This is a genomic window from Kitasatospora sp. NPDC054768 (genome assembly GCF_053612025.1).
Window position 1 is genome coordinate 1 of sequence record NZ_JBSHBN010000081.1, and the last position, 23,497, is coordinate 23,497.

The window sequence follows — 23,497 nt, forward strand, 5'->3', positions numbered from 1 at the left end:
GGCCTCCCCCAGCCCGGGGCACCGCCGTCTCCCGCTACTTCCCGGGCTTCCACTGCGGGCTGGTGGCGATCGCCCGCAGCTCCGCCGCGGTCATCAGCGGATCGCCCTTCGACGCCAGCGTGACCAGGACCTCCATGCCGTCCGGCCGCATCGCGTCCACGACCAGCACTCCCTTCGGGGCGCTGGCCACCGCGCCGCGCACGAGGAGCTTCGTCCCGTCCGGCAGGGTCTCCGCGTCCTGGTACGACTCCGGTCCCGGCCGGTCGTCGGGGGCCTTCGCCCAGTTCTCGACCGTCAGCGTCAGGGTCCCGGTCCGCCCGCCCCCGGCCAGCTCGAAGTCCGCCCGCAGCTCCCGGCTCCTGCGGTCGGTCACGGTCACCCCGGAGGGCAACAGCCCGGTCAGGACGGTCTCGCGGTCCTGCAGCGACAGGCCCGGGTCGATCGCCTCGGTGTCGACGCCGTCGAACTTGAGGGCCGCGACGACCCGGTCCCAGGACTTGTCCGTGACGACGGCCTTCAGCTGGTCCAGCGTGAGCGGCGGGTTGGGCCGGCTGTCCGGCGCGTCCTTCTCCTGGGGGGAGTTCCACTCGCTGAAGCCGATCAGCCCGCCGTCCGGACGGGTCACCGAGGCGCGCCACTCCTTGGTGGTGGCCCGGTGGTCCGGATACTCGTAGCCCTGGGTGAGCATGAGCTTCGATCCGTCCGGCAGGACGGTGACGGTGCAGGAGTCCATCGAGGCGATCTTGAGGTTCGTCGGGCAGGTCTGCGGCTGGACGTCCTTGGGACGGTGCTTCTGGATGCTCAGGCCCATCAGCGACCGGCCCTGGCCGTCGTCGAAGACCAGGTTGGCGTCCGCGTACCTCCCCCTGTTCTCGTCGGTTCCATGCCCCTTCGCGTCGGACACCTGGCCCTTGGGCAGCAGCGCCCGGAAGGTGGCCACCACCTCGTCACCGGAGACCACCGTCGGAGCGGAGGACTTCACCGAGGTCGGGGTGGCCGCGGCGGCGGCGCTGCCGGTGGCGTCGGGGGTGGCGCCCGCCGGGGCGGAGGCCGCGCTCACCGTGCCCGCGTCCTTGCCGGCCGGGGAGCCCAGGAACACCGCGCCGGTGCCCACCAGGGCCAGCGCGGCCGCACCCCCCACCACGGCGGCGGTCGAGCGGCGGCGCCAGCGGCGGCGGCCGCGCCGGTAGCCGCCCGCGACCAGGTCTGCCTGTTCGGTGCGGAAGCCTTCGCCCGTACGGGTGAGGGCATAGAGAAGATCGTCCTCGAACTTGTCCGGTTCGGACATGGGTGTTCACCGTCTCCTTGCGTCGCGGGTTGCGGGAAGTGCCGTGTCACGGATGGCGGGAAGCGCCGCACGGCCGGGCGCCCGCCGGCCTCAGCGGGCGGCGAGCTCGGTCAGCGAGTCGCCGAGCAGGGCGCGCAGCCGGTTCAGGGCCCTGGTGGTGCGGGTGCGGACGGCGCCGGAGGAGACCCGCATCGCCTCGGCGGTCTCCTCGACACTGCGGTCCTCCCAGTAGCGCAGCACCAGGACCGCGCGGTCCTTGGGCGGCATCCGGCCGAGCGCGTCGAGGAGGGTCAGCCGCAGGGTGCTGTCGGTGTCGTGTCCCGCCGGCTCCGGCAGGACGTCACTGGGACGCTCGCCGCTGGAACGGCGGCGCTGCTGGGCGAGGAAGGTGCGCACCATGACGGTGTGGGTGTAGGCCGCCGGGTTGTCGATCCGGCCCCGGCCGGTGAAGGCGCTGCGCCGCCACAGCACGTACATCCGGCTGAGGGCCTCCTGCACGAGGTCCTCGGCGTAGTGGGTGTCGCCGCTGGTGAGCAGGCAGGCCGAGCGGTACAGGTGGCCGGTGCGGCCGGAGACGAGTTCCAGGAACTCCGCGTCCTTGGCCTCCCGGCCCGCCCCGATCCACCTCATGCGCCCTGCCCCCCGCGGTCCGCCCTCCCTGACACTTCATCGATGCGGCGGGCGGGCGGCGGTGTTACAGGGGTCCCGGCGGATTTTCGGTGAGCCGGCCCGCGCCGGGCGCCGGGCGGGCACCGGTCGGGCGGGCCTCGGGCGGACAGGCGTCAGGCGGTCAGACGTCAGGCGGTCAGGCGGGCAGGCGCCGGCCGGGCGTCAGTCGGCGGACTTGCGCCGGTGGTCGCGCAGCACCACGCCGCCGCCGATCAGCAGGGCCACCAGCAGCGCACCGACGCCCACGACGTACGTCGCGGTACGGCCGTCGCGGTCGGCCTGGGTCTCGCCGAGGCCCACCGGGCGCGGCACGATCGGCGCGGCGGCGAGCTGCACCGGGGCGTCCGGGATGGGCTCGTAGGGCGCGTCCTCAGGAGCCTTGGTGACGGCCTTGACCGGGTCCACCACACCCCAGCCGATGAACTTGTCCGGCTCGCGCTGGGTCCGCTGCGCGGTCTGCTCGATCCAGGCCCGCACCTGGGCCGCCTTCCACTTCGGGTGGGCGCTCCTCAGCAGCGCGGCGAGGCCGGAGACGTACGGGGCGGCGAAGCTGGTGCCGTTGTCCACGCACTGGCCGCTCCCCGGCACGGTGGACAGCATGTCGACACCGGGCGCGGCGACCTTCACGAAGCTGCCGTACTGGGAGAACGGCGCGCGCTCGTTGTTGCGGTCGGAGGCGCCGACGGCCAGCACGGTCGGGAAGGCGCCCGGGTAGGTGTCGCCCTCCTTGCCGTCGTTCCCGGTGGAGGCGACCACCACGACGTTGCGCGACTCCGCGTACTCGACGGCGGCCTTCAGGTCCTGGTACCCGCCGAAGCGGGCGTCGCCCGCACCGCGCACGTCCTGGGAGATGTTGATGACCCCGGCGCCCTTGTCGACCGCTTCCCTGATCGCCTGGACCAGGGTGGAGACGTCGCCGTTGCCGTCGCTGTCGTTCTGCCGGATCGAGAGGATCTGGGCGTCGGGAGCCAGTCCGACGAAACCGGTCTGCGGCCGGACCCGGGCGGCGATGATGCCGGCGACCTTGGTGCCGTGACCGACCGGGTCCTCGACGGACGCGCCCTTGACCGGCTCCTTGGTCTCCCGGTTGACCAGCAGGTTGGAGCCCGCCTGGAGCTTGTCGACCGGCTTCTGACCGGAGGAGTCGGCCGGGACCTGGCCCGCCAACTGCGGGTTGCCCAGGTCGACCCCGGTGTCGATGACCGCGACCTTCACGCCCACGCCGGTGGTCTTCCCTCCCTGCCACAGCTCGTTGAGCAGCAGTCGCTGGAGCGACCACGGCACGGTCGGCACATCGGGCGCGTTCTTGGGGCAGTCGCCGGCCGCGGCCAGCGCGGGCCCGCCCTCGGCGTACGCCGGGGCGGCGAGCGGGCCGCCCAGCACCGTGAGCGCGGCGATCGCCGCGGCCGCCTTCCGGGACCCGTGTCGGGACACCCTGCCACCCCTCATGTCGTTCACCCGTGCCGCGCGTCGGGGGCGGGTGCCCGGAATCCGGGTACCCGCCCCCTGTCGTTCCTCAAGGAACCCGAACGTCAGCCCCAGAGCTTGGCGTTGGCGTCCTCGGTCGTCCGGTAGCTCTGCGCGGCCTGCTCCAGCGAGGTCGCGATCTGCGCGCAGGCCTGCTGGAGGTCGTTGGCCTTGGCGTCCCACTTGGCCTGGTGGGCCTGGTAGCCCTGCTGGGCGATACCCTCCCAGCTGGTGGCGATGCGGGTGACGTTGCCCTTGAGGTCGTTCAGCAGGTGGTCGATGCGGCTCGCCGAGGCCTTGACCTCCTCGGCCGCCTGGTGCACGGTCTGGAAGTTGACGAGAATGTGGTCGGACACGTTGTCTCCCTTGACGAGGGTGCGGAGCGCCGCGCGGTCAGTGGCGGACGCTCCGCAGAGCGGTGGAGCGGGGCAGAACGGCGGTCGGCGCGGGTGCCTTGATCAGCGCGAGTGCGGTGATCAGCCCTGGGCCGAGGAGAACATCGCCTTCTGCTCCTCTTCGGTGCTCGCGTAGTGCTTGGTGGTCAGCTCGATCGCGTGCTTGATCGCGTTCAGCGACTCCTTGAGCGCCGCGATGTCCTCGTTGACCCGGTTCTGCAGGCTCGTGTAGGCCGTCGCGGCCGCGCCCTGCCAACCGCCGGTGATGCCGGAGACCGTGCTGATCAGCTTGTTCTTCTCAGCCTCGATCTTGCCGATGGCCTCTTCGATCTGCTTGGCGAATGCCAGCATCTCCTGCGCGGTCATCGTGAACTGACCCTGAGCCATGCTCCACCGTCCCCCATGAGACAACATTTGCGTGTACGGAGGGCCCTGCGGGCCGACCGCCGCCATCACCGGTGTGATGTCCAGCAGCACTGTAGTCGGCACACGCAGCTCGCCCAACATCGATCACCGAGTAGTTACCAGACCATGACACTAAGGCCAATTCGGTTGCCGCGCTTGGCCCGTCAGGCGTTCTGCGGCTGAACGGCGCCCGTCGCCGTCAACGGCGGGCCGGCCGGCACCAGGTTCGACCACTCCTTCGGCACCGGCAGCGGCCGGACCCCCTGATAGCCCAACCGGGCCTGGTTGCCGCCGGGTTCCTCCGGCTGGCGGCCGGGATCCTGGGCCGTGGCCCCGGGAGTCGGCGTGGCACCGGCCGGCGGGGTCGGCGGCTTCGGGGTACCGCTCTGGCCGGGCTGGGGCGAGGCGCCGGGGCGCGGGCCGCCGTCGCCGTTGGACGGGACGGAGTAGCGCAACCCCGTCTCGGTGATCAGGAAATCGGTTCCGGAGCCGGCGGCCGAGTGGTCCAGCGAGCGGTAGAACAGACCGTGACCGGGGGTCACGTACGCCGCCCCGGCGCCGTTGTTGTACGGCGCGGGGTACGAAGTCCCGGCCCAGACGCTGCGCTTGGCCGTGGCACCGTCCTCGGCGACGCCGTCGTAGGTGCTGCACACGACCATCCGGGCGTCCTGGCGGTCCTGTTGGTTGTTCACCGGCGCGCCGGTCTTCAACGGCCAGTCCGCCACGGTGCCCTTCAGCGGCGCGTCGACGCCCCACTGGGCGTTGTCGGCCGGGGTCATCTCGTCGCTGCGCGGCTTCTTGTCCTGGTCGTACTTGTAGAGCATCTGGAACGCCGGGTTCTGCCGGATCAGGTCCGCCTGGAACGGCGTGACCAGGTACAGCTGCTCCTTGCCGACCACGTAGTGGCGGTCCTGGTAGTGCACCAGCCGGCCGACCCGGCGGTCGGCCTGGTTGCTCAGCTCCACCTTGGAGTTGGCACCCTGGCTGTCGGCGACCCCGTCGACCTGCGGGAAGGTGACCGGGGTGGCGTCCACCAGGGTCTCCAGCCAGTCCCGCTTGACCCGCTGCGGCACCGCGTTGGGCCCGAACACCGCGGTGATCAGCGCCTTGCGCTCCCTGTCGTCCGACTGCGGGGAGCCGATCAGGTGCCTGCGGCCCTGCGCGTCCACCAGGTACACCGCCGCACCCGCGGCGGCCGGCTGACCCGGCACCGGCGCGGCCGAGACCTGCTGCTCGTCGGCCTGCTGCACCAGCAGCAGCTGGTCCGGGCCGAGCATCCGGTCCTTGGCCGCCAGCGCCGTCGCGTCCGCGCCGGCCGCCACGAACACCGCCTGGTTGACGGTCTCCTGCTTGTCGTCCGAGCCCGGACGGTCGCACACCGCCCACTTCATCGGCTTGCTCGCGTTGTCCGTGGTCGGCAGCTTGTCCGGCGCGTACGGGATGCCGATCGTCGGCCCGTGGTTCGGGTACCGGTCGAGCACCCCGTCGTCCACCACCACGACCTTGGCGCCCGCGGGCAGCACCAGCCGCGCCGAGGACATGTTGAGCACCTGGTGCAGCCGCTTGGTCTTCTGGTCCTGGTCGATGAGCACCACGTACCGGGTCGTCGACTGCTTGCCCTGGATGATGTTCTTGCCGTCGTCCCACTTCACCGGCGCGCTCGGCTTGAAGACCCCCCAGAGCCCGAACCCGGCCACGAACACCGCCCCGGCCAGCACACTCGGCAGCACCGCCTTCACCGGACGCGGCGCGTCCTCGTCACTGCCGCCACCGGCGGGCAGCAGGAAGGCGCCCACCGTGCGCTTGCGGGCGAAGGTGTACGCGTTCAGCTCGTCCCGGCGCGATGCCATACCTCGTCGTCCCCCTTGTCAGACGTTGTCGGGCGTTGTCAGACCGACCGGCCCCGTGGTCACCCGCCGGGCACGAACCGGCGCGAACCCTCTACGATGCGGCAGCAGACGGTGAGTACGGTACGGGTACGGTCCGCGACACAGCCAGCCGGGCCGCGACAACGGATCAGAGAGGGCCACCGGGGGATGCCAAGCCAGACCGCTCCAGGACGCCGCCGCAGTGCGGGCGGCGGGAGGCCGCGCCGGTCCGGCCGGGCGCAGCACAGCGCACCGGCGAACGAGACGGGACCGGGGACCGGGACCGCCGGACCGCAGCCGACCGGCAGCGGGGGCGGCGGGGCCGTCCAGGTCCGGGTCAACCCCCGACCGGGGCTGCTCGCAGGGCGGTTGAAGCTCCAACAGCTCGTCCTGGTCGAGGTCGCGGCGGCCCTGGTCGCGGTCGGCTGGACGATCAGCCGACCGGTCGCGGCCGGCTTCGGCGCGGTCGCGCTGGTGCTGCTCGTGCTCGCGCTCGTCCCGGTGCGCGGCCGCACCGTCCCGGAACTGCTGCGGGTCCGCGCCGCCCTCAAGTCCCGCCGCAAGCAGGCCAGGACGCTGCTGCCGCCGGCCGGCACCGACCCGGCGCTGGCGCCGGCCCTGGAACTCGAACCGGGGCTGCGCACCTGCACCCACGCCACCGAGGCCGAGTTCGGCGGCCGCCCGGTCCGCCGGGAGACCGGCATGGTGGGCGACGGGACCTTCCTCAGCTCGGTGCTGCTCGTCCAGGCCAAGGACCAGCCGCTGCGCCCGGTGCGCACCGCCCTGCCGCTGCCGCTGGACGTGATCTGCTCGGCGCTCACGGTGGACGACATCACCCTGGAGTCGGTGCAGCTCGTCCAGCACACCCAGCCCGCCCCGGCCCAGCACCTGCCCGAGCAGTCGCTGGCCGCCCGCGCCTACCGCGAACTGCCGGACGGCACCGCCACCCCCGGGCTGCGGCTGACCTGGATCGCGCTCAAGCTCGACCCGGAACGCGCGGCGACCGCCGTCCGGGCCCGCGGCGGCGGCGAGGACGGCGCCCGCAAGGCGCTGCAGCGGGTCACCGACCAGCTGGCCGGCCGGCTCAACAGCGCCGGCTTCAACGCGACCGTGCTGGACGAGCGCGAGCTGATCGCCGCACTGGCCATCGCCACCTGCGCCAACCCGATCGCGGTGGCGGGCCGTCAGGGCACCGGCAGCGGCGGCGGCACCACCCGCCGCACCCAGGAGGGCAACCGGTTCTGGCGGATCGACGACCGCTGGCACACCACGTACTGGATCTCCCGCTGGCCGCAGCTGAGCCGCCCCGGCGGCGCCCCCGGCCGGATCGCCGCGCCGGACCTGGTCAACCTGATCACCGGCTCCCCGGCCCTCGCCAGCACCTTCAGCCTGACCGCCGGACACGGCACCGGCGGCTCGGTGACGGTCAGCGGGCACGTGCGGGTGACCGGCCGCAACGAGAGCGAGGTCGGCCAGATCGGCCGCCAGGTGGAGAGCCGCGCCCAGAGCACCGGGCTCGGCCTGGTCCGGCTCGACCTGGAGCAGGCCCCCGGCATGCTCGCCACCCTGCCGCTCGGAGGGGCTTCCTGATGGCGTACCAGACCTACCCCACCGCCGGCCCCCAGCCCGGCGCCGAGCAGCGCCGGACCCGGCCGCGGATCCTGCCCGGCTTCGGGCTGCGCGGCCCGCGCCGGGAGAAGCACGTGCTGGAGCCGGCCGACCTCGCGTCGCTGGCCTTCCCGGTCGGCGACGACGGCGTGGTGATCGGCGTCGACCCGCAGGGGCTGCCCGCGGTGCTCGGCCTGTTCCGCCCGACCTCGTACGACCTGGTGCTGGTCGGCGGCATGTGGACGGCGCAGGTCATCGCGCTGCGGGCGGCCGCGATCGGTGCCCGCGTCGCGGTGGAGACCGCCCGCGGACAGCTGTGGGGTCCGATGGCCCAGGCGGCCGGCGGCGGCCAGCCGTGCGTGACGGTCCACCAGGTCGGCCGGCTCGGCCCGCAGGGCGCCTCGGTGGCCTCGCCGGTGCTGGTGGTGCGCGACCTCGGCGCCCGCCCGCCGCGCAGCCGGCTCTCCGCCGCCCCCTGGCAGACCACCCTGACCCTGCTGCCCTACCTGGGCCCGAACGCCTCCCGGGTGCTGAACGCGGCCGACCTGGTCGGCGTGCAGCGGATCTCGCCGCAGGAGGCGGAACTGACCGGCCGGATCCTGTCGCTGCCGCCGGAGGACGTGGCCTCCCTGCCCACCCTCGGCGACGACCTGACCCTGTGGGCCACCAGGATGCGCCGCCAGTACGTACGGGCCGTGGCCGGGCAGGCCGAACAGCAGGTGCTCGGCGGGCCGCGCCGGATGGACTGAGCGCCGGCCCGCCGCACCGGGCGGGCCGGCGGGGATGCGAAGCCGCCTTCAACGGGGGTTGCCGTACGGCCTAGTCTTTGATGTGGCAACGGCACCGCTGAACAAGCGGCGGCGAACACGAGGGAGCCAGAGTGAGCAGCGATCGGGACGGCGTCTACGTCGGCGACAACGCGGCGGAGGACGACGACGACTGGTCGGACGCGCCTGACTACACTCCCCCGTCCTGGTACGTCCAGACCGAGCCCGCGGCAGCCGCGAACGCACCGGCTCCGAACGCACCGGCGGCGGGCGCTCCGACGGCTCCGGGCGCTGCCGCCGCGGCCACGACCGCGGCACCCGGTGCCCCGACGCCCGCCGCTGCTCCGGCGCAGGCCCAGCAGGCCCAGGCCCCCCTGCCCGCTCCGGCGCAGCAGCCGGCCGCGGCTCCGGTGCCCGGCCAGGCCGCGCCCCCGGCGGCCGAGGCCACGCCGGCCGCGGTCCAGGCTCCGGCACCCTCGCCGGTACCCGCTCCCGTGCCCGCGGCGCCCGCCCCGCCGGTGCAGGCCGAGGCGCAGCACGTCCCCTTCCCGGTGCCCTCCCCGACTCCGCCGGTCCCCGAGCAGCCGCAGCCCGGTGCCCCGGCATGGGCGCTGCCGGAGGCCGCGGCGCAGCAGCCCGTGCCGCAGCCCTACCCGGCGCCGCCCGCCGCGACCGCAGTGCCGGGACAGCCCGTCCAGCCGGGCCAGCCGCAGAACTTCGCGCAGCCGCCGGCCCCGCCGCAGCACCCCCAGGACCCCCAGGGCCCGGCGGCGGCCTGGGACCCGCAGGCCGCGTGGGCGGCCCAGCAGGCCCAGCAGGCCCAGCAGGCCCAGCAGGCGCAGCAAGCCCAGCAGGCCGCCGTCCCGCCGCAGCCCGGTCCGGTGCCGCAGCCCGGCCCGGTGGACCCGCGCCAGGGCGGCTGGCCGCAGCCCGCCGCGTACCAGCAGCCGGCCCAGCCGCAGCCCGGTCCGCAGGGCCTGCCCGGCCAGCCCCTGCCCGGCCAGGCGTGGCAGCAGCAGCCGCCGCAGGCCCCGCAGCCCAGCGCGTTCCAGCAGGCCGCCGCCCCGCAGCAGACGGCGCACGGCGCGCCGCTCGGCTACACCGCCGCCGTCGAGCTGTCCTCGGACCGGCTGCTGCGCAGCCAGCCCAAGCAGCAGCGCCAGCAGCCGCGCTTCCAGTTCGGCGGCAAGGCCGCGGCGGCCGAGAAGGCCCGCCGGCTGGAGATCATCCGCACCCCCGTGCTGAGCTGCTACCGGATCGCCGTGATCAGCCTCAAGGGCGGTGTCGGCAAGACCACGACCACCACCGCGCTCGGCGCGACCCTGGCCAGCGAGCGCCAGGACAAGGTGATCGCGATCGACGCCAACCCGGACGCGGGCACCCTGGGCCGCCGGGTCAAGCGCCAGACCGGCGCGACCATCCGCGACCTGGTGACGGCCATCCCGCACCTGCGCAGCTACATGGACATCCGTCAGTTCACCTCGCAGGACCTGAACTCGGGCCTGGAGATCCTGGCGAACGACGTCGACCCGGCGGTCTCGACCACCTTCAACGACTCGGACTACCGCCAGGTGATCGACGTGCTGGGCCGCCAGTACCCGATCATCCTGACCGACTCCGGCACCGGCCTGCTGTACAGCGCGATGCGCGGCGTGCTGGACCTGGCCGACCAGCTGATCATCGTCTCCACCCCCAGCGTGGACGGCGCCTCCAGCGCCTCGACCACCCTGGACTGGCTCTCCGCGCACGGTTACGCGGACCTGGTGCAGCGCAGCATCACGGTGGTCTCCGGGGTGCGCGAGACCAGCAAGATGATCAAGGTCGAGGACATCGTCGCGCACTTCCAGACCCGCTGCCGCGGCGTCGTCGTGGTGCCGTTCGACGAGAGCCTGGCGGCCGGTGCCGAGGTCAACCTCGACATGATGCGGCCCAAGGTCCGCGAGGCCTACTTCGATCTGGCCACCCTGGTCGGCGAGGACATCGTCCGGGCCCAGCAGGCCGCCGCCCAGCAGGCCGGCTGGCAGCAGCAGGCCCAGGCGCAGGCCCAGCCGGGCTACCCGCAGCCGTACGCCGACCCGCAGCAGCAGCCCCAGCCGTACCCGCAGCAGGCCGGCCAGCCCGCCCCGGGGGCACCGTGGGCCCCGCAGCCCGGCCAGGTCCCGCCGCCCCCGCCCGGGTACGGCTACCCGCCGCAGCCCGCTCCCGGGGCGCCCTGGGGGCAGCAGCCGGGACCGGGCTACGGCTACCCGCCGCAGGCGCCCCAGCAGTGAAACGGCGGAAGGGGCCCACCGACCTGGTGTCGGTGGGCCCCTTCCGGCGTTGCGGCGCTCAGACGCCGTCGGTCAGCTCACGGGCCCGCTTGACGTCGTCGGCCATCCGGTCCAGCAGCGCGTCGATGGAGTCGAACTTCTCCATCCCCCGCAGGTAGGCCAGGAAGTCCACGGCCACGTGCATCCCGTACAGGTCCAGGCCGACCCGGTCGATGGCGTAGGCCTCCACGGTGCGGGCGGTGCCGTCGAAGGTCGGGTTGGTGCCGACCGAGATCGCCGCCGGCATCCGCTCGCCGTCCGCGGTCAGCCAGCCCGCGTACACGCCGTCGGCCGGGATCGCGCTGTGCGGCACGGTCTCGACGTTGGCCGTCGGGTAGCCCAGCTCGCGGCCGCGCTGCGCGCCGCGCACCACCACGCCCTCGACCCGGTGCGGGCGGCCCAGCACCTCGCCCGCGCCGGCCATGTCCCCGGACTCGACCAGCCGGCGGGTCAGGCTGGAGGAGAACGGCTCGCCGGCCCCGGCCGTACCGCACACCTGGAGGTCGACCACCTCGACCTCGAAGTCGTCCGCCCGGCCCAGCTCGCCGAGCAGCGCGACGTCCCCGGCGGCCCGGTGGCCGAAGCGGAAGTTGGGGCCCTCGATGACGACCCGCGCGCTCAGCGCGTCCACCAGCACCTGCCGGACGAAGGTCTCCGGGGACTCCTGGGAGAACTCGGTGGTGAACGGCAGCACCAGCACCGCGTCCACGCCCAGCTCCGCGATCAGCTCGGCGCGGCGCGGGTGCGGCGCGAGCAGCGGCGGGTGGCTGCCCGGCCGGATGACCTCGCGCGGGTGCGGGTCGAAGGTCACCACGACCGCCGGGAGACCGAGTTCGCGGGCCCGCTCGACCGCCCGCCCGATGATCAGCTGATGCCCGCGGTGCACCCCGTCGAACGAGCCGATGGTGACGACGCTGCGTCCCCAGTCCCCGGGGATCTCCTCCAGGCCACGCCAGCGCTGCACCTGACCGCTCCTTGTTCCGTACGGCGCGTACCCTCTGTACGCTCAAACGCTCAAAACCCGAACCCCTATAGCGTGCCATGCGCCTGCCCCGGCTCAGGCACCGGAATACGGGTTGAGCCCGCCGAGGGCCCCGCCGCCCGCCCGGACACGGCCCGCTCGGCCTCGGCGGCGGCGTACTGAGGGTCCCGTCCGGCCGCCGTCAGGGCCCGCATCCGGGCCAGTCGGGGGCCGTCCGGGGCGGTCGGCGCGGCGCCGGACGGCCAGCGGGCGAGCAGCCGGGCGAAGGCCGCCGACCGTCCGGCGCAGCGCACCAGCAGCTCGTCCGCGCCCGGCAGCCCCGGAGTGGCCCGGGCCAGCACCGCCCGGGCCCGGGCGGGATTCTCGGCCGCGCAGTGCTCGGCGAGCCGTTCCACGGCGGTGGTCAGCACCGCCGGGTCGGCCTCGGTGGCGAGCAGGGTGTCCAGCAGCTCGCAGCGCAGCGCGTCCGCCGCCGGGTCGGCCACCGGGACGGACAGCACCTCCGCGAACGGCCGCCGGACCTCCGCCCCGCGGGCGGCCAGCGCGACGCCGAGCAGCACCCGCAGCTCCAGCCGGTCGGCCGGGCCGACGGCGCCGGCGCGCCCCAGCCGGCGGCCGAGGTAGTCGACGGCGACCGGCCCGGCCGGCGCCGGGTCCGCCCGCAGCAGCCCGGCGGCCAGCTCGGCGCCCCGCCGCACGGCCGCCGGGGCGGTGGCGTCGGCGAGCACCCGCAGCGTCTCGGCGAGGACCGCGCCGGGGCCGGCCGACCGGGCGGCGAACGCGGCCAGGACGGGCTCCGGGTCGCTCTCCAGGGCCGGGGCGAGCGCCCGCGGGGTGAGGAAGGCGTCGCCGCCGGCCCGGAGCCGGGCGAGGGCGGCCGGCAGGTACGCGGAGCGGGTCGCCGGGTCACCGACCAGCAGGGCCAGCGCGGCCCCGTGCAGGCCGGGCTCGTCCTCCCGGGCGAGCAGGGTCAGCGCGGTGTACCGCAGCAGCTCCGCCCCGGCACCGGAGGCGTACGGGGCGGTCCGCAGCGCGTGCACGGCGGCCGCGACGTGCCGTTCGGGCCGCCGGTCGTGGCTCCAGCGGTCCACCGCGCGGCAGAGCGCGGACGGCTCCTCGGCGGCGAGCACGGTCAGCAGTGCGTCCGCCCTCGGGTGCGCGGCCGCGGCCAGCGCGTCGGCCAGCTCGTCCAGGGCGAGCCGGCGGTGGGCGCGCAGCAGGTCGTGGGCGACGTCGGCGACGGTGCGGCCGGGGCGCCCCGGCAGGCCGCGCGCGTCCTCGAACCAGGCACAGAGCAGCGGGAACACCGCGACCGGGTCGGCGCGCAGCCGCTCGGCCACCGCGGCGAGGTAGCGCTGCCCGGGGCCGTCGGCGGGCATCAGGCGGCGCAGCAGGTCGAGTTCGGCCTCGACGGGCAGGCCGAGGCCGGTCCAGAAGGCCGGGCCGAAGCGGCCGAGTCCGGCCGCCCGGAGCGCCGCCGTGCCCGCCGGGCCCGCCCGTTCGGCGATCCGGGACGCCAACTGGTCGAGCAGTGCCCGGTGTTCGGCCGGGTCCGGGCCGACGGTCAGACCCGCGGCGAGCAACCCGGCGGCCCACCAGGCGGGTTCACTGCCCGGCGGGCGGAGGTCCAGGGCGCGCCAGATCCGGTGCAGCCACGGGTCGAGGGCGCCGGCGCCCCAGGTCTCGGCCACCCGGCGCAGCGCGGCGACGACCGGGCCGATCCGGTGCCGGGGCACGGCGTTCGCCCCGTCGGCCGGCTCCCCCGCGCGGTGGCCGCCGGGCTCCTCCGGCTCGCCGGCCGGCCAGGGCGCGGTGTCCTCGGCCTCGCCGAGCAGCAGCCGCAGCGCCGCGTCCAGGTCCAGGTGCCGGCCCTGCAGCCAGTCCGCGAACTCCCCGTGCGCGAAGCGGAATCCGGGCCCGGCCGGGACGAACAGGCCCTCGGCGAGCACCGCCGTGGCCCAGCCGCCCTCGACCGGGAACAGCTCCTCGAAGACGGCGTGCTCCAGCCCGCCGTCCGACCGGCCGCCGAGCATCCGCCGGGCCGCCTCGTGCACCCGCCCGGCCACCGCCGCCGCGAGCCGGCGCACCCGCCGGTGCCGCGGCGTGCCGGGCCGCACCGCGCCCCGGCGGTGGGCGCCCGGGCGGCGCGGCCGAGCCTCCTCGGCCAGCCGCTGGGCCACCCGCAGGCAGCGCAGGTCCAGGAAGGCGCCGAACAGGTCGCCCCGGCGCACCGGCCCGTCGTGCAGCCCCTGGGCCCACAGCTCCCCGGCCAGCCGGACGGCCAGCGGGTGCCGGGCGTCCTCGGCGGCGGCCGGGTGCCCGGGGGGCAGCCCGTACCGGCGGCGCACCCGCTCGGCCGCCTCGGGGGGCAGCGGGCCGAGCCGCTGTCCGGCCAGGCTCGGCCCGCCGTGGCCGCGGCCGTCCATCCGCACGGTGGGGGCGCTGCCCAGGTCCCCGTGCGGGTGCGGCTCCTCCGTCCGGCGGGGGCCCGGGGTGCCGCTGCCCCAGGTCTCGGCCGCGAGCAGTTCCCACAGCTCCTCCCCGCAGGCCGTCACCAGCCGGGCCCCGCAGCCGGTCAGCCACTGGCCGGCGCCGCGCAGCCAGCGCGCGTCCACCGGCAGCGGGGCCTCCTCGGGGCCGTCCAGGACCACCAGCAGCGGCCGGCCGGCCGCCGCGCACAGCGCGGCCACCGGCTCGGGCGCGGGCGCCGGGGTGCCGAGTCCGGCCGCCGCGGCGGCCAGCACCCGCTCCACCGGCTCGGCGAGCGACCGGTCGTCGGCGTGCAGGTCGGCGCCGCGCAGCCAGAGGGTGGGCAGCGGGTGGGCGCCGCCGTGGCGGCGGGCGGCCAGGGCGGCCAGTTCGGTGGTGCGCCCGCTGCCGGGGGCGCCGACCAGCACGGTGACGGTCGCGGCCGGAGCGTCCCCGGCCAGGCCGTCCGGCCGGTCCACCCGGTCGGCGGCCAGGTGGGCCACCCGGCCCGGCCCGGCACCGGCCGCCGTCACCTGGGCGGCGGTCAGCCGCAGCACCCCGGCCAGGTTGAGCGCCGGGCCGTAGCCGGGCACCGCGGCCGCGTTGCCCGCCAGCAGCCCGGCCAGCGCCTCGGCTCCGCCCGTCCCGTCCGACGGGCCCGCCCCCACCGCCACGGCCGGCAGCGCCCCGCCGTGCCGGGGCCCGCCCAGGGCGGGCGCGGCCAGGGCGACCACCGCCCCGCTGCGGGCGTCCAGCACCGGCGAGCCGGCCGGTACCGCGACCCCGCCGACCACCGGCACGTCCAGCAGCAGCACCCCGCCCAGCCGGTGCCCGCGGTACGCCGCCGCGGTGACCCCGAGCAGCCCGCAGCGCAGCGCGACCACCCGGCCGTCCTCCCCCGCCAGCGCGGGCAGCAGCACCTCCCGCGCGGCCGCGGCGGGGGCCAGCGGCAGCGGCGGCACCGGCAGCCCGCCGACCGCCTCGGTCCGCAGCAGGGCGAGGCCGTACCCGGGCAGTGGCAGCACGGCGTCCGGGCCGAGCACCCTGGTCTGCCCGCCGGGGGTGTGCAGCACGATCCGGTCCAGGCCGGCCACGCTCTCGTGCGCCGTCAGCACGCTCCCCTGCGGGTCGGCGACGAACCCCAAGCCGTGCAGCCGCCCGTCGAGGTCGCGGATCCGCAGCAGGTACCGCCCCGGATCGCCCTCCGGAAACCCCGGCATCCCGTACCCCTTCGGCCGTCGCTCGCTCGCCGTCGGGAGCCTGCCCGCCGGAGCGGCGCCCCGACCGCGCCCGCGCCGCTCACCACGGGCGTTCGCTCCGCGCGCTCCCTCGTGCGGGTGAAGGTGTCGCGGGAACGGCGGAGCCCCCGTCGGGATGACTCCCGACGGGGGCTCCGAACAGCGGTGGGGCCGTCAGCCGACGAAGACCGCGACCGGCTTCGCCTGCCCGCCCTTCTCCTCGACCAGCGCGAGGAAGCGCCCGTCCGGCCCGTACACCGCGATCGGCCCGTCCACGCCCATCCCGGGCGCCTTCAGCCGGGCGCCGTGCGACAGCTTCTGCGCCGAGGCCTCGTCCAGGTCCCAGCGCGGGAAGGCGGCCGCCGCGGCCTCCGCGATCGGCAGCACCTCCAGCCCCTTGGCGTCCTCGCCGGTGACCTCCGCCTCCAGCTGCTCCAGGGTGCGCGCCGACTCCACCCCGTACGGCCCCACCTTGGTGCGCCGCAGCGCGGTCAGGTGGCCGCCGACGCCGAGCCCGGCGCCCAGGTCCCGGGCCAGCGCCCGGATGTAGGTGCCGGAGGAGCACTCGACGGTGACGTCCAGGTCGATCACCGGCGTGCCGTCCTCGGCGACCGCCGCGCGCTGCTCGTGCACGGTGAAGGAGTGGATCGTGGTCGGCCGGGCCGCGAGCTCGAAGTCCTCGCCCTCGCGCACCCGGGCGTAGGAGCGCTTGCCGTCGATCTTGATCGCGCTGACCTTGGACGGCACCTGCATGATCTCGCCGGTGAGTGCCGCGATCCCGGCGTCGATCGCCTCCCGGGTGACGGCGTCGGCCGGGGCCGAGGAGGTGACCTCGCCCTCGCGGTCGTCGGTGACGGTGGTCTGGCCGAGCCGGACGGTCGCCTCGTAGGTCTTGGCGGTGAGCATCAGGTGGCCGAGCAGCCGGGTGGCCCGCTCGATGCCGATCACCAGCACGCCGGTGGCCATCGGGTCCAGGGTGCCGGCGTGGCCGACCTTCCGGGTCCCGGCCAGCCACCGCAGCTTGGCGACGACCCCGTGCGAGGTGATGCCCTCGGGCTTGTCGACGATCACCAGGCCGTCCGGGCCGGTGCCTTTGCGCTTCATCGGGTTCTTTCTCTCAACAACATCAGCAGAGATGATCAACGTACCGGTCGCAGCGCGCCCCGGAACCGCTCGACCACCACGGCCACGTCCTCCCGGACGCTGAATCCGGCCGCGTGGACGTGCCCACCGCCGCCCAGTTCGGCGCAGGCCGCGGCGACGTCCACCACGCCCCGGGAGCGCGAGGAGCCGCGCAGCGTGCCGTCCGGGTCCTGCTTCAGCACCAGCGCCACCTCGGCCTCGGCCGGGCGGCGCAGGATGTCGATCAGTCCCTCGATCTCCTCGACCGTGACGCTGAACAGCGCGAGGTCCTGGTACGGCACCCAGGTCCACACCAGCCCCAGCCCGTCGGCCGCCTCCGGCTCGTAGACGGCCCGGTCGAGCGCGCCCGCGAGCACCTTGAGGTAGCCGAAGGACGAGGTGTCCCACAGCTGCCGGGAGATCAGGTCGTGCCGGATGCCGGTGGCCAGCAGCCGGGCGGCCAGCTCGTGGGTGGCGGGCGTGGTGGCCCGGTACTTGAACGAGCCGGTGTCGGTGGCCACACCCGTGTAGAGGCAGGTGGCCAGCTCCTCGTCCAGCTCGACGCCGAGCCGGCGCAGCAGCTCGTCGACCAGCACGGCGGTGGCCGGAGCGGTCGGGTCGATCAGCTGGTGGGTGCCGAAGCCCGGGTTGGAGGCGTGGTGGTCGAACACCACCAGGACGGGCGCGGCGAAGGCCTTGTCGTGCAGCAGGCCGAGCCGGCTCTCCGCGGCCACGTCGAAGCAGAGCACCAGCTCGGGCACCTCCGGCACCGCGGCGGCCGGCACGATCAGCTCCTGGCCGGGCAGGAAGACCAGCGACTCGGGCACGATCTGCGGATCGTCACCGAAGGAGACCCGCACCTGCTTGCCGAGCGCGCGCAGCGCCAGCGCGGCCGCCAGCGAGGAGCCCAGCGCGTCGCCGTCCGGGCAGATGTGGCAGATCAGGTCGATCGAACGGGCCCGCCCGATCTCCGCCACCACCTGCTGCCAGATCAGCTCGAACCCGCTCTCCTCGGTGCGCGGGCCCGGGACCGCCGCGAGGGCACCCTCCACCGTGCTGGTGGAGGACGCCCCCGTGGTCGATCCGGCTCGCGGGGCGGCCCGCGCCGGCTCACCCGCCATGACTACTCGTCCTCGTCGTCACGCTCGGACGCCGGAACCCGGTACGGGTCCGCGCCGCCGGCGTAGTCCGCCCCCGCGGCCTGGGTGCGCACGGCGGCGTCCGAGGTGCGGGCCCGGTCGAGCAGGTCGTCGATGTTCCGGGCGTTGTCCGGCAGCGCGTCCGCGACGAAGGTCAGCGTCGGCGTGAAGCGCACGCCGATCTTGCCGACCTCGGAACGGATCACGCCCTTGGCGCTCTCCAGCGCGGCCGCGGTGGCCTCGCGCTCGGTCTCGTCACCGAAGACGGTGTAGAAGACGGTGGCCTCGCGCAGGTCTCCGGTCACCCGGGTGTCGGTGATGGTCACGAACCCCAGACGGGGGTCCTTGATCCGCCGTTCCAGGGTCTGGGCGACGACCACCTGAATGCGGTCGGCGAGCTTGCGCGCCCTTGCGGTGTCGGTCACGTTGCCTCCTCGTGCAGTGGGCCCGGTACCCGGGTGAGCTGCGCACCCGTCGGGGCCCACGCCCCAAAGTACCGGCCCGCGCCCGGCCTTGCGGGCGCTCTCGGTCCTGATCCGTGTGAGAACGGCGACTTCCGCCGACCGGCTCCACGGGCCTCATTCATCGTCGTCGTTGTGGTAGCGCCTCCTCGCGGAGAGGAGTTGCACCTCGGGGCGGCCGGCGACCAACCGCTCACAGCTGTCCAGGAGCTCGGTGACGTACCCGGCTTCGCCGGCCACCACCGCCAGACCGATCTCGGCCCGGCGGTGCAGGTCCTGGTTCCCGGTCTCGGCAGCGCACACGCTGTACTTGCGCTGCAGTTCGGCCACGATGGGCCGCACGATCGAACGCTTCTCCTTGAGCGAGTGGACGTCGCCCAGCAGCAGGTCGAAGGTGAGTGTTCCCACGAACATGTATGACAGGTCTCGCCGACCTGGAAGGCCTCGGGGAGCAACCCGGAACCGGGCCGGCTCCGCTGTGTCCGACTACTTCCCGGACCCTACACAGCGAGACCGGGGCCGGTCGACGGAGTTACCACCCGTCGACCGGCCCCGGCTGACACCGACTAGGCGCGCGGCTTCTCGCGCATCTCGTAGGTCTCGATGATGTCCTCGACCTTGATGTCGTTGAACGACCCCAGGGTGACACCGGCCTCGAAGCCCTCGCGGACCTCGGTCGCGTCGTCCTTGAAGCGGCGCAGACCCTCGATCGAGAGGTTCTCCGCCACGACCTTGCCGTCGCGGATGAGGCGGGCCTTGGCGTTGCGGCGGATGATGCCGTCGCGGACCAGGACACCGGCGATGTTGCCGAACTTGGAGGAGCGGAAGACCTCGCGGATCTCCGCGGCGCCGAGGCGCACCTCCTCGTACTCCGGCTTGAGCATGCCCTTGAGGGCGTTCTCGATCTCCTCGATCGCCTGGTAGATGACCGAGTAGTACCGGACGTCCACGCCTTCCTTGTCGGCCGCGGCGCGCGCACGGCCTTCGGCGCGCACGTTGAAGCCGATGATGATGGCGTCCGAGCCCATCGCCAGGTCCACGTCGGACTCGGTGATGGCACCCACACCGCGGTGCAGGACCCGGAGCTCGACCTCCTCGCCGACGTCCAGCTTGACCAGGGCGTCCTCAAGGGCCTCGACCGAACCGGAGACGTCACCCTTGATGATGAGGTTGAGCTGCTCGATGGAGCCGGCGGCGATGGCCTTGTCCAGGTCCTCCAGGGACACCCGGACCCGACGCTGCGCGAAGGCGGCGTTGCGGTCGCGGGCCGAGCGCTTCTCGGCGATCTGACGGGCGGTGCGGTCCTCGTCGACGACGATGAAGCTGTCGCCGGCGCGGGGCACCGAGGTCAGACCGAGCAGCAGCACCGGACGGGACGGGCCGGCCTCGGCGAGGCTGTTGCCGTTCTCGTCCAGCATCGCGCGGACGCGGCCGTAGGCGTCGCCCACGACGATCGAGTCGCCGACGCGGAGGGTACCGCGCTGCACGAGCACGGTCGCCATGGCGCCGCGGCCCTTGTCCAGGTGCGCCTCGATGGCGATACCCTGCGCGTCCTGCTCGGGGTTGGCCCGCAGGTCCAGCGAGGCGTCCGCGGTCAGGACCACGGCCTCCAGCAGCTGGTCGATGTTCAGGCCCTGGCGCGCGGAGATGTCGACGAACATGGTGTCGCCGCCGTACTCCTCGGCCACCAGACCGAACTCGGTCAGCTGACCGCGGACCTTGGTCGGGTCGGCGCCCTCGACGTCGATCTTGTTGACGGCGACCACGATCGGCACACCCGCGGCCTTGGCGTGGTTCAGCGCCTCGACCGTCTGCGGCATGACACCGTCGTTGGCCGCGACCACCAGGATCGCGATGTCGGTGGACTTGGCACCACGGGCACGCATGGCGGAGAACGCCTCGTGACCCGGGGTGTCGAGGAAGGTGATCGGGCGCTCTTCGCCGTTCACGACCGTCGCCACCTGGTAGGCACCGATGTGCTGGGTGATGCCACCCGCCTCACCGGCCACCACGTTGGACTTGCGGATGGCGTCCAGCAGGCGGGTCTTACCGTGGTCGACGTGACCCATGACGGTGACGACCGGCGGGCGCGGGGCCAGCTGGTCCTCGTCGCCCTCGTTGGCGCCGAAGTCGATGTCGAACGACTCCAGCAGCTCACGGTCCTCGTCGTCCCGGCTGACGATCTCCAGGACGAAGCCCATCTCGTCCGCCAGCAGCTGCAGCGTGGCGTCGGAGACCGACTGGGTCGCGGTGACCATCTCACCGAGGTTGAACATGACGGAGACGAGCGCGGCCGGGTTGGCGTTGATCTTCTCCGCGAAGTCCATCAGCGAGGCGCCGCTCGACAGGCGAACGGTCTGGCCGTTGCCGCGAGGCAGCATCACACCGCCGACGGACGGGGCCTGCATGGCCTCGTACTCCTGGCGCTTCGCCCGCTTCGACTTGCGACCGCGAGCCGGGCGACCGCCCGGGCCACGACCGAAGGCACCCTGCGTGCCACCACGGGCACCCGGGCCACCGGGACGACCGCCGAAGCCGCCGGGACGCGGGCCGAAGCCACCGCCACCGCCGGGGGCGCCGCCACCGGGACGCGGACCGCCGAAGCCACCGCCACCGGCCGGACGCGAGCCCGGACCGGCCGGACGGCCCTGGAAGCCGGGACGGGCACCGCCGGCACCCGGACCACCCGGACGGCCGCCGGGGCCACCCGGACCACGGCCACCCGGACCCGGACGCGGGCCGGCCGGACGCTGCGGCATCATGCCCGGGTTCGGGCGAGGCATGCCGGACGGGGTCGGACCACCGGGACGCGGCGCGGCCGGACGCGGCATGCCGTCGGGACGCGGGGCGCCACCCGGACGGGGGGCACCGGCACCCGGAGCACCGGCGGGACGCGGACGGTCGCCACCGGGACGCGGGGCACCACCCGGACGGGGGGCACCCGCACCCGGAGCACCACCCGGACGGGGGGCACCGGCACCCGGAGCACCGGCGGGACGCGGACGGTCGCCACCGGGACGCGGACGGTCGCCGCCCTGGGCACCGCCCGGACGCGGAGCACCGCCCTGACCGCCCTGACGGCGGTCGCCGGGGCGGCCCATGCCGGTCGCGCTGCCCGAGGTGAACGGGTTGTTGCCCGGACGCGGACCGGCCGGACGCGGGCCCGGACGGGCACCGCCGGTGGCCTGGCCGCTGGGGCGCGGGGCCTGGGCGGCCGGACGCGGGGCGTCACCGGCCGGAGCCGGCGAGGAGAACTCGGCCGCGGGCGCGGCCGGGGCCGCCGGAGCGGCGGGACGCGCGGCCGGGCGCGGGCCCGGAGTCGGCGCACCCGGAGCCGGCGTGGCCGACTTCGGGGCGGCGGGGGCGGCCGGCGCGGAAGGCGCGGCGGCAGCCGGGGTCGGACGGGGACCAGGGGTCGCGCTGGGGCGCGGACCCGGGGTCGGGGCCCCCGGCTTCGGGGAACCCGAGCCGGCGGTGGGGGAAGGCGCCGCGGACTTCCGCGGACCCGGCTTGGCGGCGGAACCACCAGTGGGGGCCACACCAAGCGCGTCAGTCAGCTTGCGCACGACCGGCGCCTCGATCGTCGAGGACGCCGAACGGACGAACTCACCGAGCTCGGTGAGCTTGGCCATGACGGCCTTGCTCTCCAAGCCAAGCTCCTTGGCGAGTTCATAAACCCGGACCTTAGCCACTTCACTCCTGTCTATGAGTCCGGGGGTCTCGTCCGCCGGACTGTCGCTACTTCATGGGCGTACCCATCGCGTACTCATCGCGTACTCATCGAGAGCTCATCGCAATCTCGACCTACTTCCACATCGCGAGGTACCTGACTGGTGGCACGGCGCGCGGCTTCCCGAGCGCTGTGCTTGTTGCGGTGGTTCTCCGCCGCGCGAGCGGCGGCCGTCGCGGGAGGCGGCCCTGCTACGAGGCTTCGCCCGCCCGCTCCCCGATGAACCCGCGGAGCCGCTCGGTGTCGAGCGCGCCCTGGAGCCGGAAGGCCCGGGGGAACGCCCGACGGCGGACCGCGAGGTCGAGGCAGGTCGGATCGGGGTGCAGATGAGCGCCCCGGCCCGGGAGTGCGCCACGGGGATCAGGGACGCACTCGCCCTCGACCGCCGTGACACGCAACAGCTGGTGCTTGGCCGCGCGCTTGCGGCAGCCCACGCAGGTGCGTTCCGGGCGTGCTCGGACATGCGTCCGGCCAGACGAAGGCAAGTCTACCCCTCCGAAGCGACATGGCGCCGCCCCACCGAACCCGGAGGACCGGCGGGGACGCCGACGACGACACTGATTACCGGGCCTGCGCTTCCTCGGCCTGGCCCTCGGTGTCCGGACGGATGTCGATCCGCCAGCCGGTCAGGCGCGCGGCCAGGCGGGCGTTCTGCCCCTCCTTGCCGATCGCCAGCGACAGCTGGTAGTCCGGCACGATCACCCGGGCGGAGCGCTGGGCGGCGTCCACGATCTCCACGCTGGTCACCCGCGCGGGCGACAGGGCGGCGGCCACCATCTCCCGGGGGTCCTCGGACCAGTCGACGATGTCGATCTTCTCGCCGTGCAGCTCGCCCATCACGGCGCGCACCCGGGAGCCCATCGGGCCGATGCAGGCGCCCTTGGCGTTCAGGCCCTGGCGGCGCGACCAGACCGCGATCTTGGTCCGGTGGCCGGCCTCACGGGCGATCGCCGCGATCTCCACGCTGCCGTCCGCGATCTCCGGGACCTCCAGCGCGAACAGCTTCTTCACCAGGCTCGGGTGAGTGCGCGACAGCGTCACCGAAGCACCGCGCACACCCCGGCGCACGGCCACCACGTAGCACTTCAGCCGGGTGCCGTGCCGGTAGTCCTCGCCCGGGACCTGCTCCTGCGGCGGCAGGATGGCCTCCAGCTTGCCGATGTCGACCAGCACGTTCTTCGGGTCGTTGCCCTGCTGGACGACACCGGTGACGATGTCGCCCTCCTTGCCCGCGTACTCGCCGAAGGTCTGGTCGTCGGCGGCGTCGCGCAGACGCTGCATCATCACCTGGATGCCGATGCTGGACGCGATCCGGCCGAAGCCGTTCGGGGTGTCGTCGAACTCCTTCGGCTCGACGCCCTCGTCCAGCTCCGCCGGGTCCTCCATGGCCCACACGGTGACGTGGCCGCTCTTGCGGTCCAGGTCCACCCGGGCCCGGCGGCGCGAGCCCTCGGTGCGGTGGTACGCGGTGAGGAGGGCGGACTCGATGGACTCGACCAGCAGGTCGAAAGGGATGTTCTTCTCGTTGACCAGCGTGCGCAGGGCACTCATGTCGATGTCCACGGCTACGCCTCCTCGTC

18 protein-coding genes are annotated in these 23,497 nt (G+C 74.7%); 3 read left to right on the forward strand and 15 right to left on the reverse strand.

Annotated elements, in window-relative coordinates; genetic code table 11:
• Positions 1–34: 34 nt before the first annotated feature.
• From ACWGKU_RS23170 to ACWGKU_RS23195, 6 genes are all read right to left on the reverse strand, one after another.
• Complete coding sequence (locus ACWGKU_RS23170) at positions 35–1,288, reverse strand: hypothetical protein (protein WP_452180830.1); 1,254 nt, start codon at positions 1,286–1,288, stop codon at positions 35–37.
• A 90-nt stretch (positions 1,289–1,378) separates the two neighbouring features.
• Positions 1,379–1,918: a SigE family RNA polymerase sigma factor gene (locus ACWGKU_RS23175; protein WP_359911618.1), complete on the reverse strand. Its 540-nt coding sequence runs from the start codon at positions 1,916–1,918 to the stop codon at positions 1,379–1,381.
• A 201-nt stretch (positions 1,919–2,119) separates the two neighbouring features.
• Entirely contained in the window at positions 2,120–3,391 is a 1,272-nt protein-coding gene (gene mycP / locus ACWGKU_RS23180) for a type VII secretion-associated serine protease mycosin (RefSeq protein ID WP_401055303.1), read from the reverse strand.
• Positions 3,392–3,489: 98 nt separating this feature from the next.
• Positions 3,490–3,780, reverse strand: coding sequence for a WXG100 family type VII secretion target (locus ACWGKU_RS23185; protein ID WP_401053682.1), 291 nt, complete (start codon positions 3,778–3,780; stop codon positions 3,490–3,492).
• 120 nt (positions 3,781–3,900) lie between these two features.
• A complete protein-coding gene (locus ACWGKU_RS23190) occupies positions 3,901–4,206 on the reverse strand; it encodes a WXG100 family type VII secretion target (RefSeq protein WP_401053681.1) in 306 nt (101 codons plus the stop codon).
• 182 nt (positions 4,207–4,388) lie between these two features.
• Entirely contained in the window at positions 4,389–6,074 is a 1,686-nt protein-coding gene (locus ACWGKU_RS23195; protein WP_452180831.1) for a type VII secretion protein EccB, read from the reverse strand.
• 387 nt (positions 6,075–6,461) lie between these two features.
• Here ACWGKU_RS23195 and eccE point away from each other — a divergent pair, with 387 nt between their 5' ends.
• From eccE to ACWGKU_RS23210, 3 genes are all read left to right on the forward strand, one after another.
• A complete protein-coding gene (gene eccE, locus ACWGKU_RS23200; RefSeq protein WP_452180832.1) occupies positions 6,462–7,682 on the forward strand; it encodes a type VII secretion protein EccE in 1,221 nt (406 codons plus the stop codon).
• Positions 7,682–8,449, forward strand: a complete 768-nt coding sequence (locus ACWGKU_RS23205; RefSeq protein ID WP_452180833.1) for a hypothetical protein — start codon at positions 7,682–7,684, stop codon at positions 8,447–8,449. The genes eccE and ACWGKU_RS23205 overlap by 1 nt, the downstream gene beginning before the upstream one ends.
• 131 nt (positions 8,450–8,580) lie before the next feature.
• Entirely contained in the window at positions 8,581–10,737 is a 2,157-nt protein-coding gene (locus ACWGKU_RS23210; RefSeq protein ID WP_452180834.1) for a MinD/ParA family ATP-binding protein, read from the forward strand.
• A 58-nt stretch (positions 10,738–10,795) separates the two neighbouring features.
• Here ACWGKU_RS23210 and ACWGKU_RS23215 read toward each other — a convergent pair whose 3' ends face one another.
• From ACWGKU_RS23215 to nusA, 9 genes are all read right to left on the reverse strand, one after another.
• A complete protein-coding gene (locus tag ACWGKU_RS23215) occupies positions 10,796–11,740 on the reverse strand; it encodes a bifunctional riboflavin kinase/FAD synthetase (RefSeq protein WP_401046151.1) in 945 nt (314 codons plus the stop codon).
• A 65-nt stretch (positions 11,741–11,805) separates the two neighbouring features.
• Positions 11,806–15,447, reverse strand: coding sequence for a serine protease (locus ACWGKU_RS23220; protein WP_401046154.1), 3,642 nt, complete (start codon positions 15,445–15,447; stop codon positions 11,806–11,808).
• A gap of 192 nt (positions 15,448–15,639) precedes the next feature.
• The gene (truB, locus tag ACWGKU_RS23225; RefSeq protein ID WP_359909139.1) at positions 15,640–16,569 is read right to left on the reverse strand and encodes a tRNA pseudouridine(55) synthase TruB; all 930 of its coding nucleotides are present in this window, start codon (positions 16,567–16,569) and stop codon (positions 15,640–15,642) included.
• Between the two features lie 35 nt (positions 16,570–16,604).
• Positions 16,605–17,708: a DHH family phosphoesterase gene (locus ACWGKU_RS23230; RefSeq protein WP_401046157.1), complete on the reverse strand. Its 1,104-nt coding sequence runs from the start codon at positions 17,706–17,708 to the stop codon at positions 16,605–16,607.
• A gap of 2 nt (positions 17,709–17,710) precedes the next feature.
• Positions 17,711–18,151: a 30S ribosome-binding factor RbfA gene (gene rbfA, locus ACWGKU_RS23235; protein ID WP_359909144.1), complete on the reverse strand. Its 441-nt coding sequence runs from the start codon at positions 18,149–18,151 to the stop codon at positions 17,711–17,713.
• 153 nt (positions 18,152–18,304) lie between these two features.
• Positions 18,305–18,601 carry a DUF503 domain-containing protein gene (locus ACWGKU_RS23240; RefSeq protein ID WP_452179571.1) on the reverse strand — a complete coding sequence of 99 codons (297 nt, stop codon included), beginning with the start codon at positions 18,599–18,601 and terminating at the stop codon, positions 18,305–18,307.
• A gap of 152 nt (positions 18,602–18,753) precedes the next feature.
• On the reverse strand, positions 18,754–21,879 hold the full coding sequence (infB, locus tag ACWGKU_RS23245) for a translation initiation factor IF-2 (RefSeq protein ID WP_452179572.1): 3,126 nt from the start codon (positions 21,877–21,879) through the stop codon (positions 18,754–18,756).
• Positions 21,880–22,108: 229 nt separating this feature from the next.
• Complete coding sequence (locus ACWGKU_RS23250; RefSeq protein ID WP_392865171.1) at positions 22,109–22,402, reverse strand: YlxR family protein; 294 nt, start codon at positions 22,400–22,402, stop codon at positions 22,109–22,111.
• A gap of 76 nt (positions 22,403–22,478) precedes the next feature.
• Positions 22,479–23,480, reverse strand: coding sequence for a transcription termination factor NusA (gene nusA, locus ACWGKU_RS23255; protein ID WP_401055733.1), 1,002 nt, complete (start codon positions 23,478–23,480; stop codon positions 22,479–22,481).
• Between the last annotated feature and the right edge of the window lie 17 nt (positions 23,481–23,497).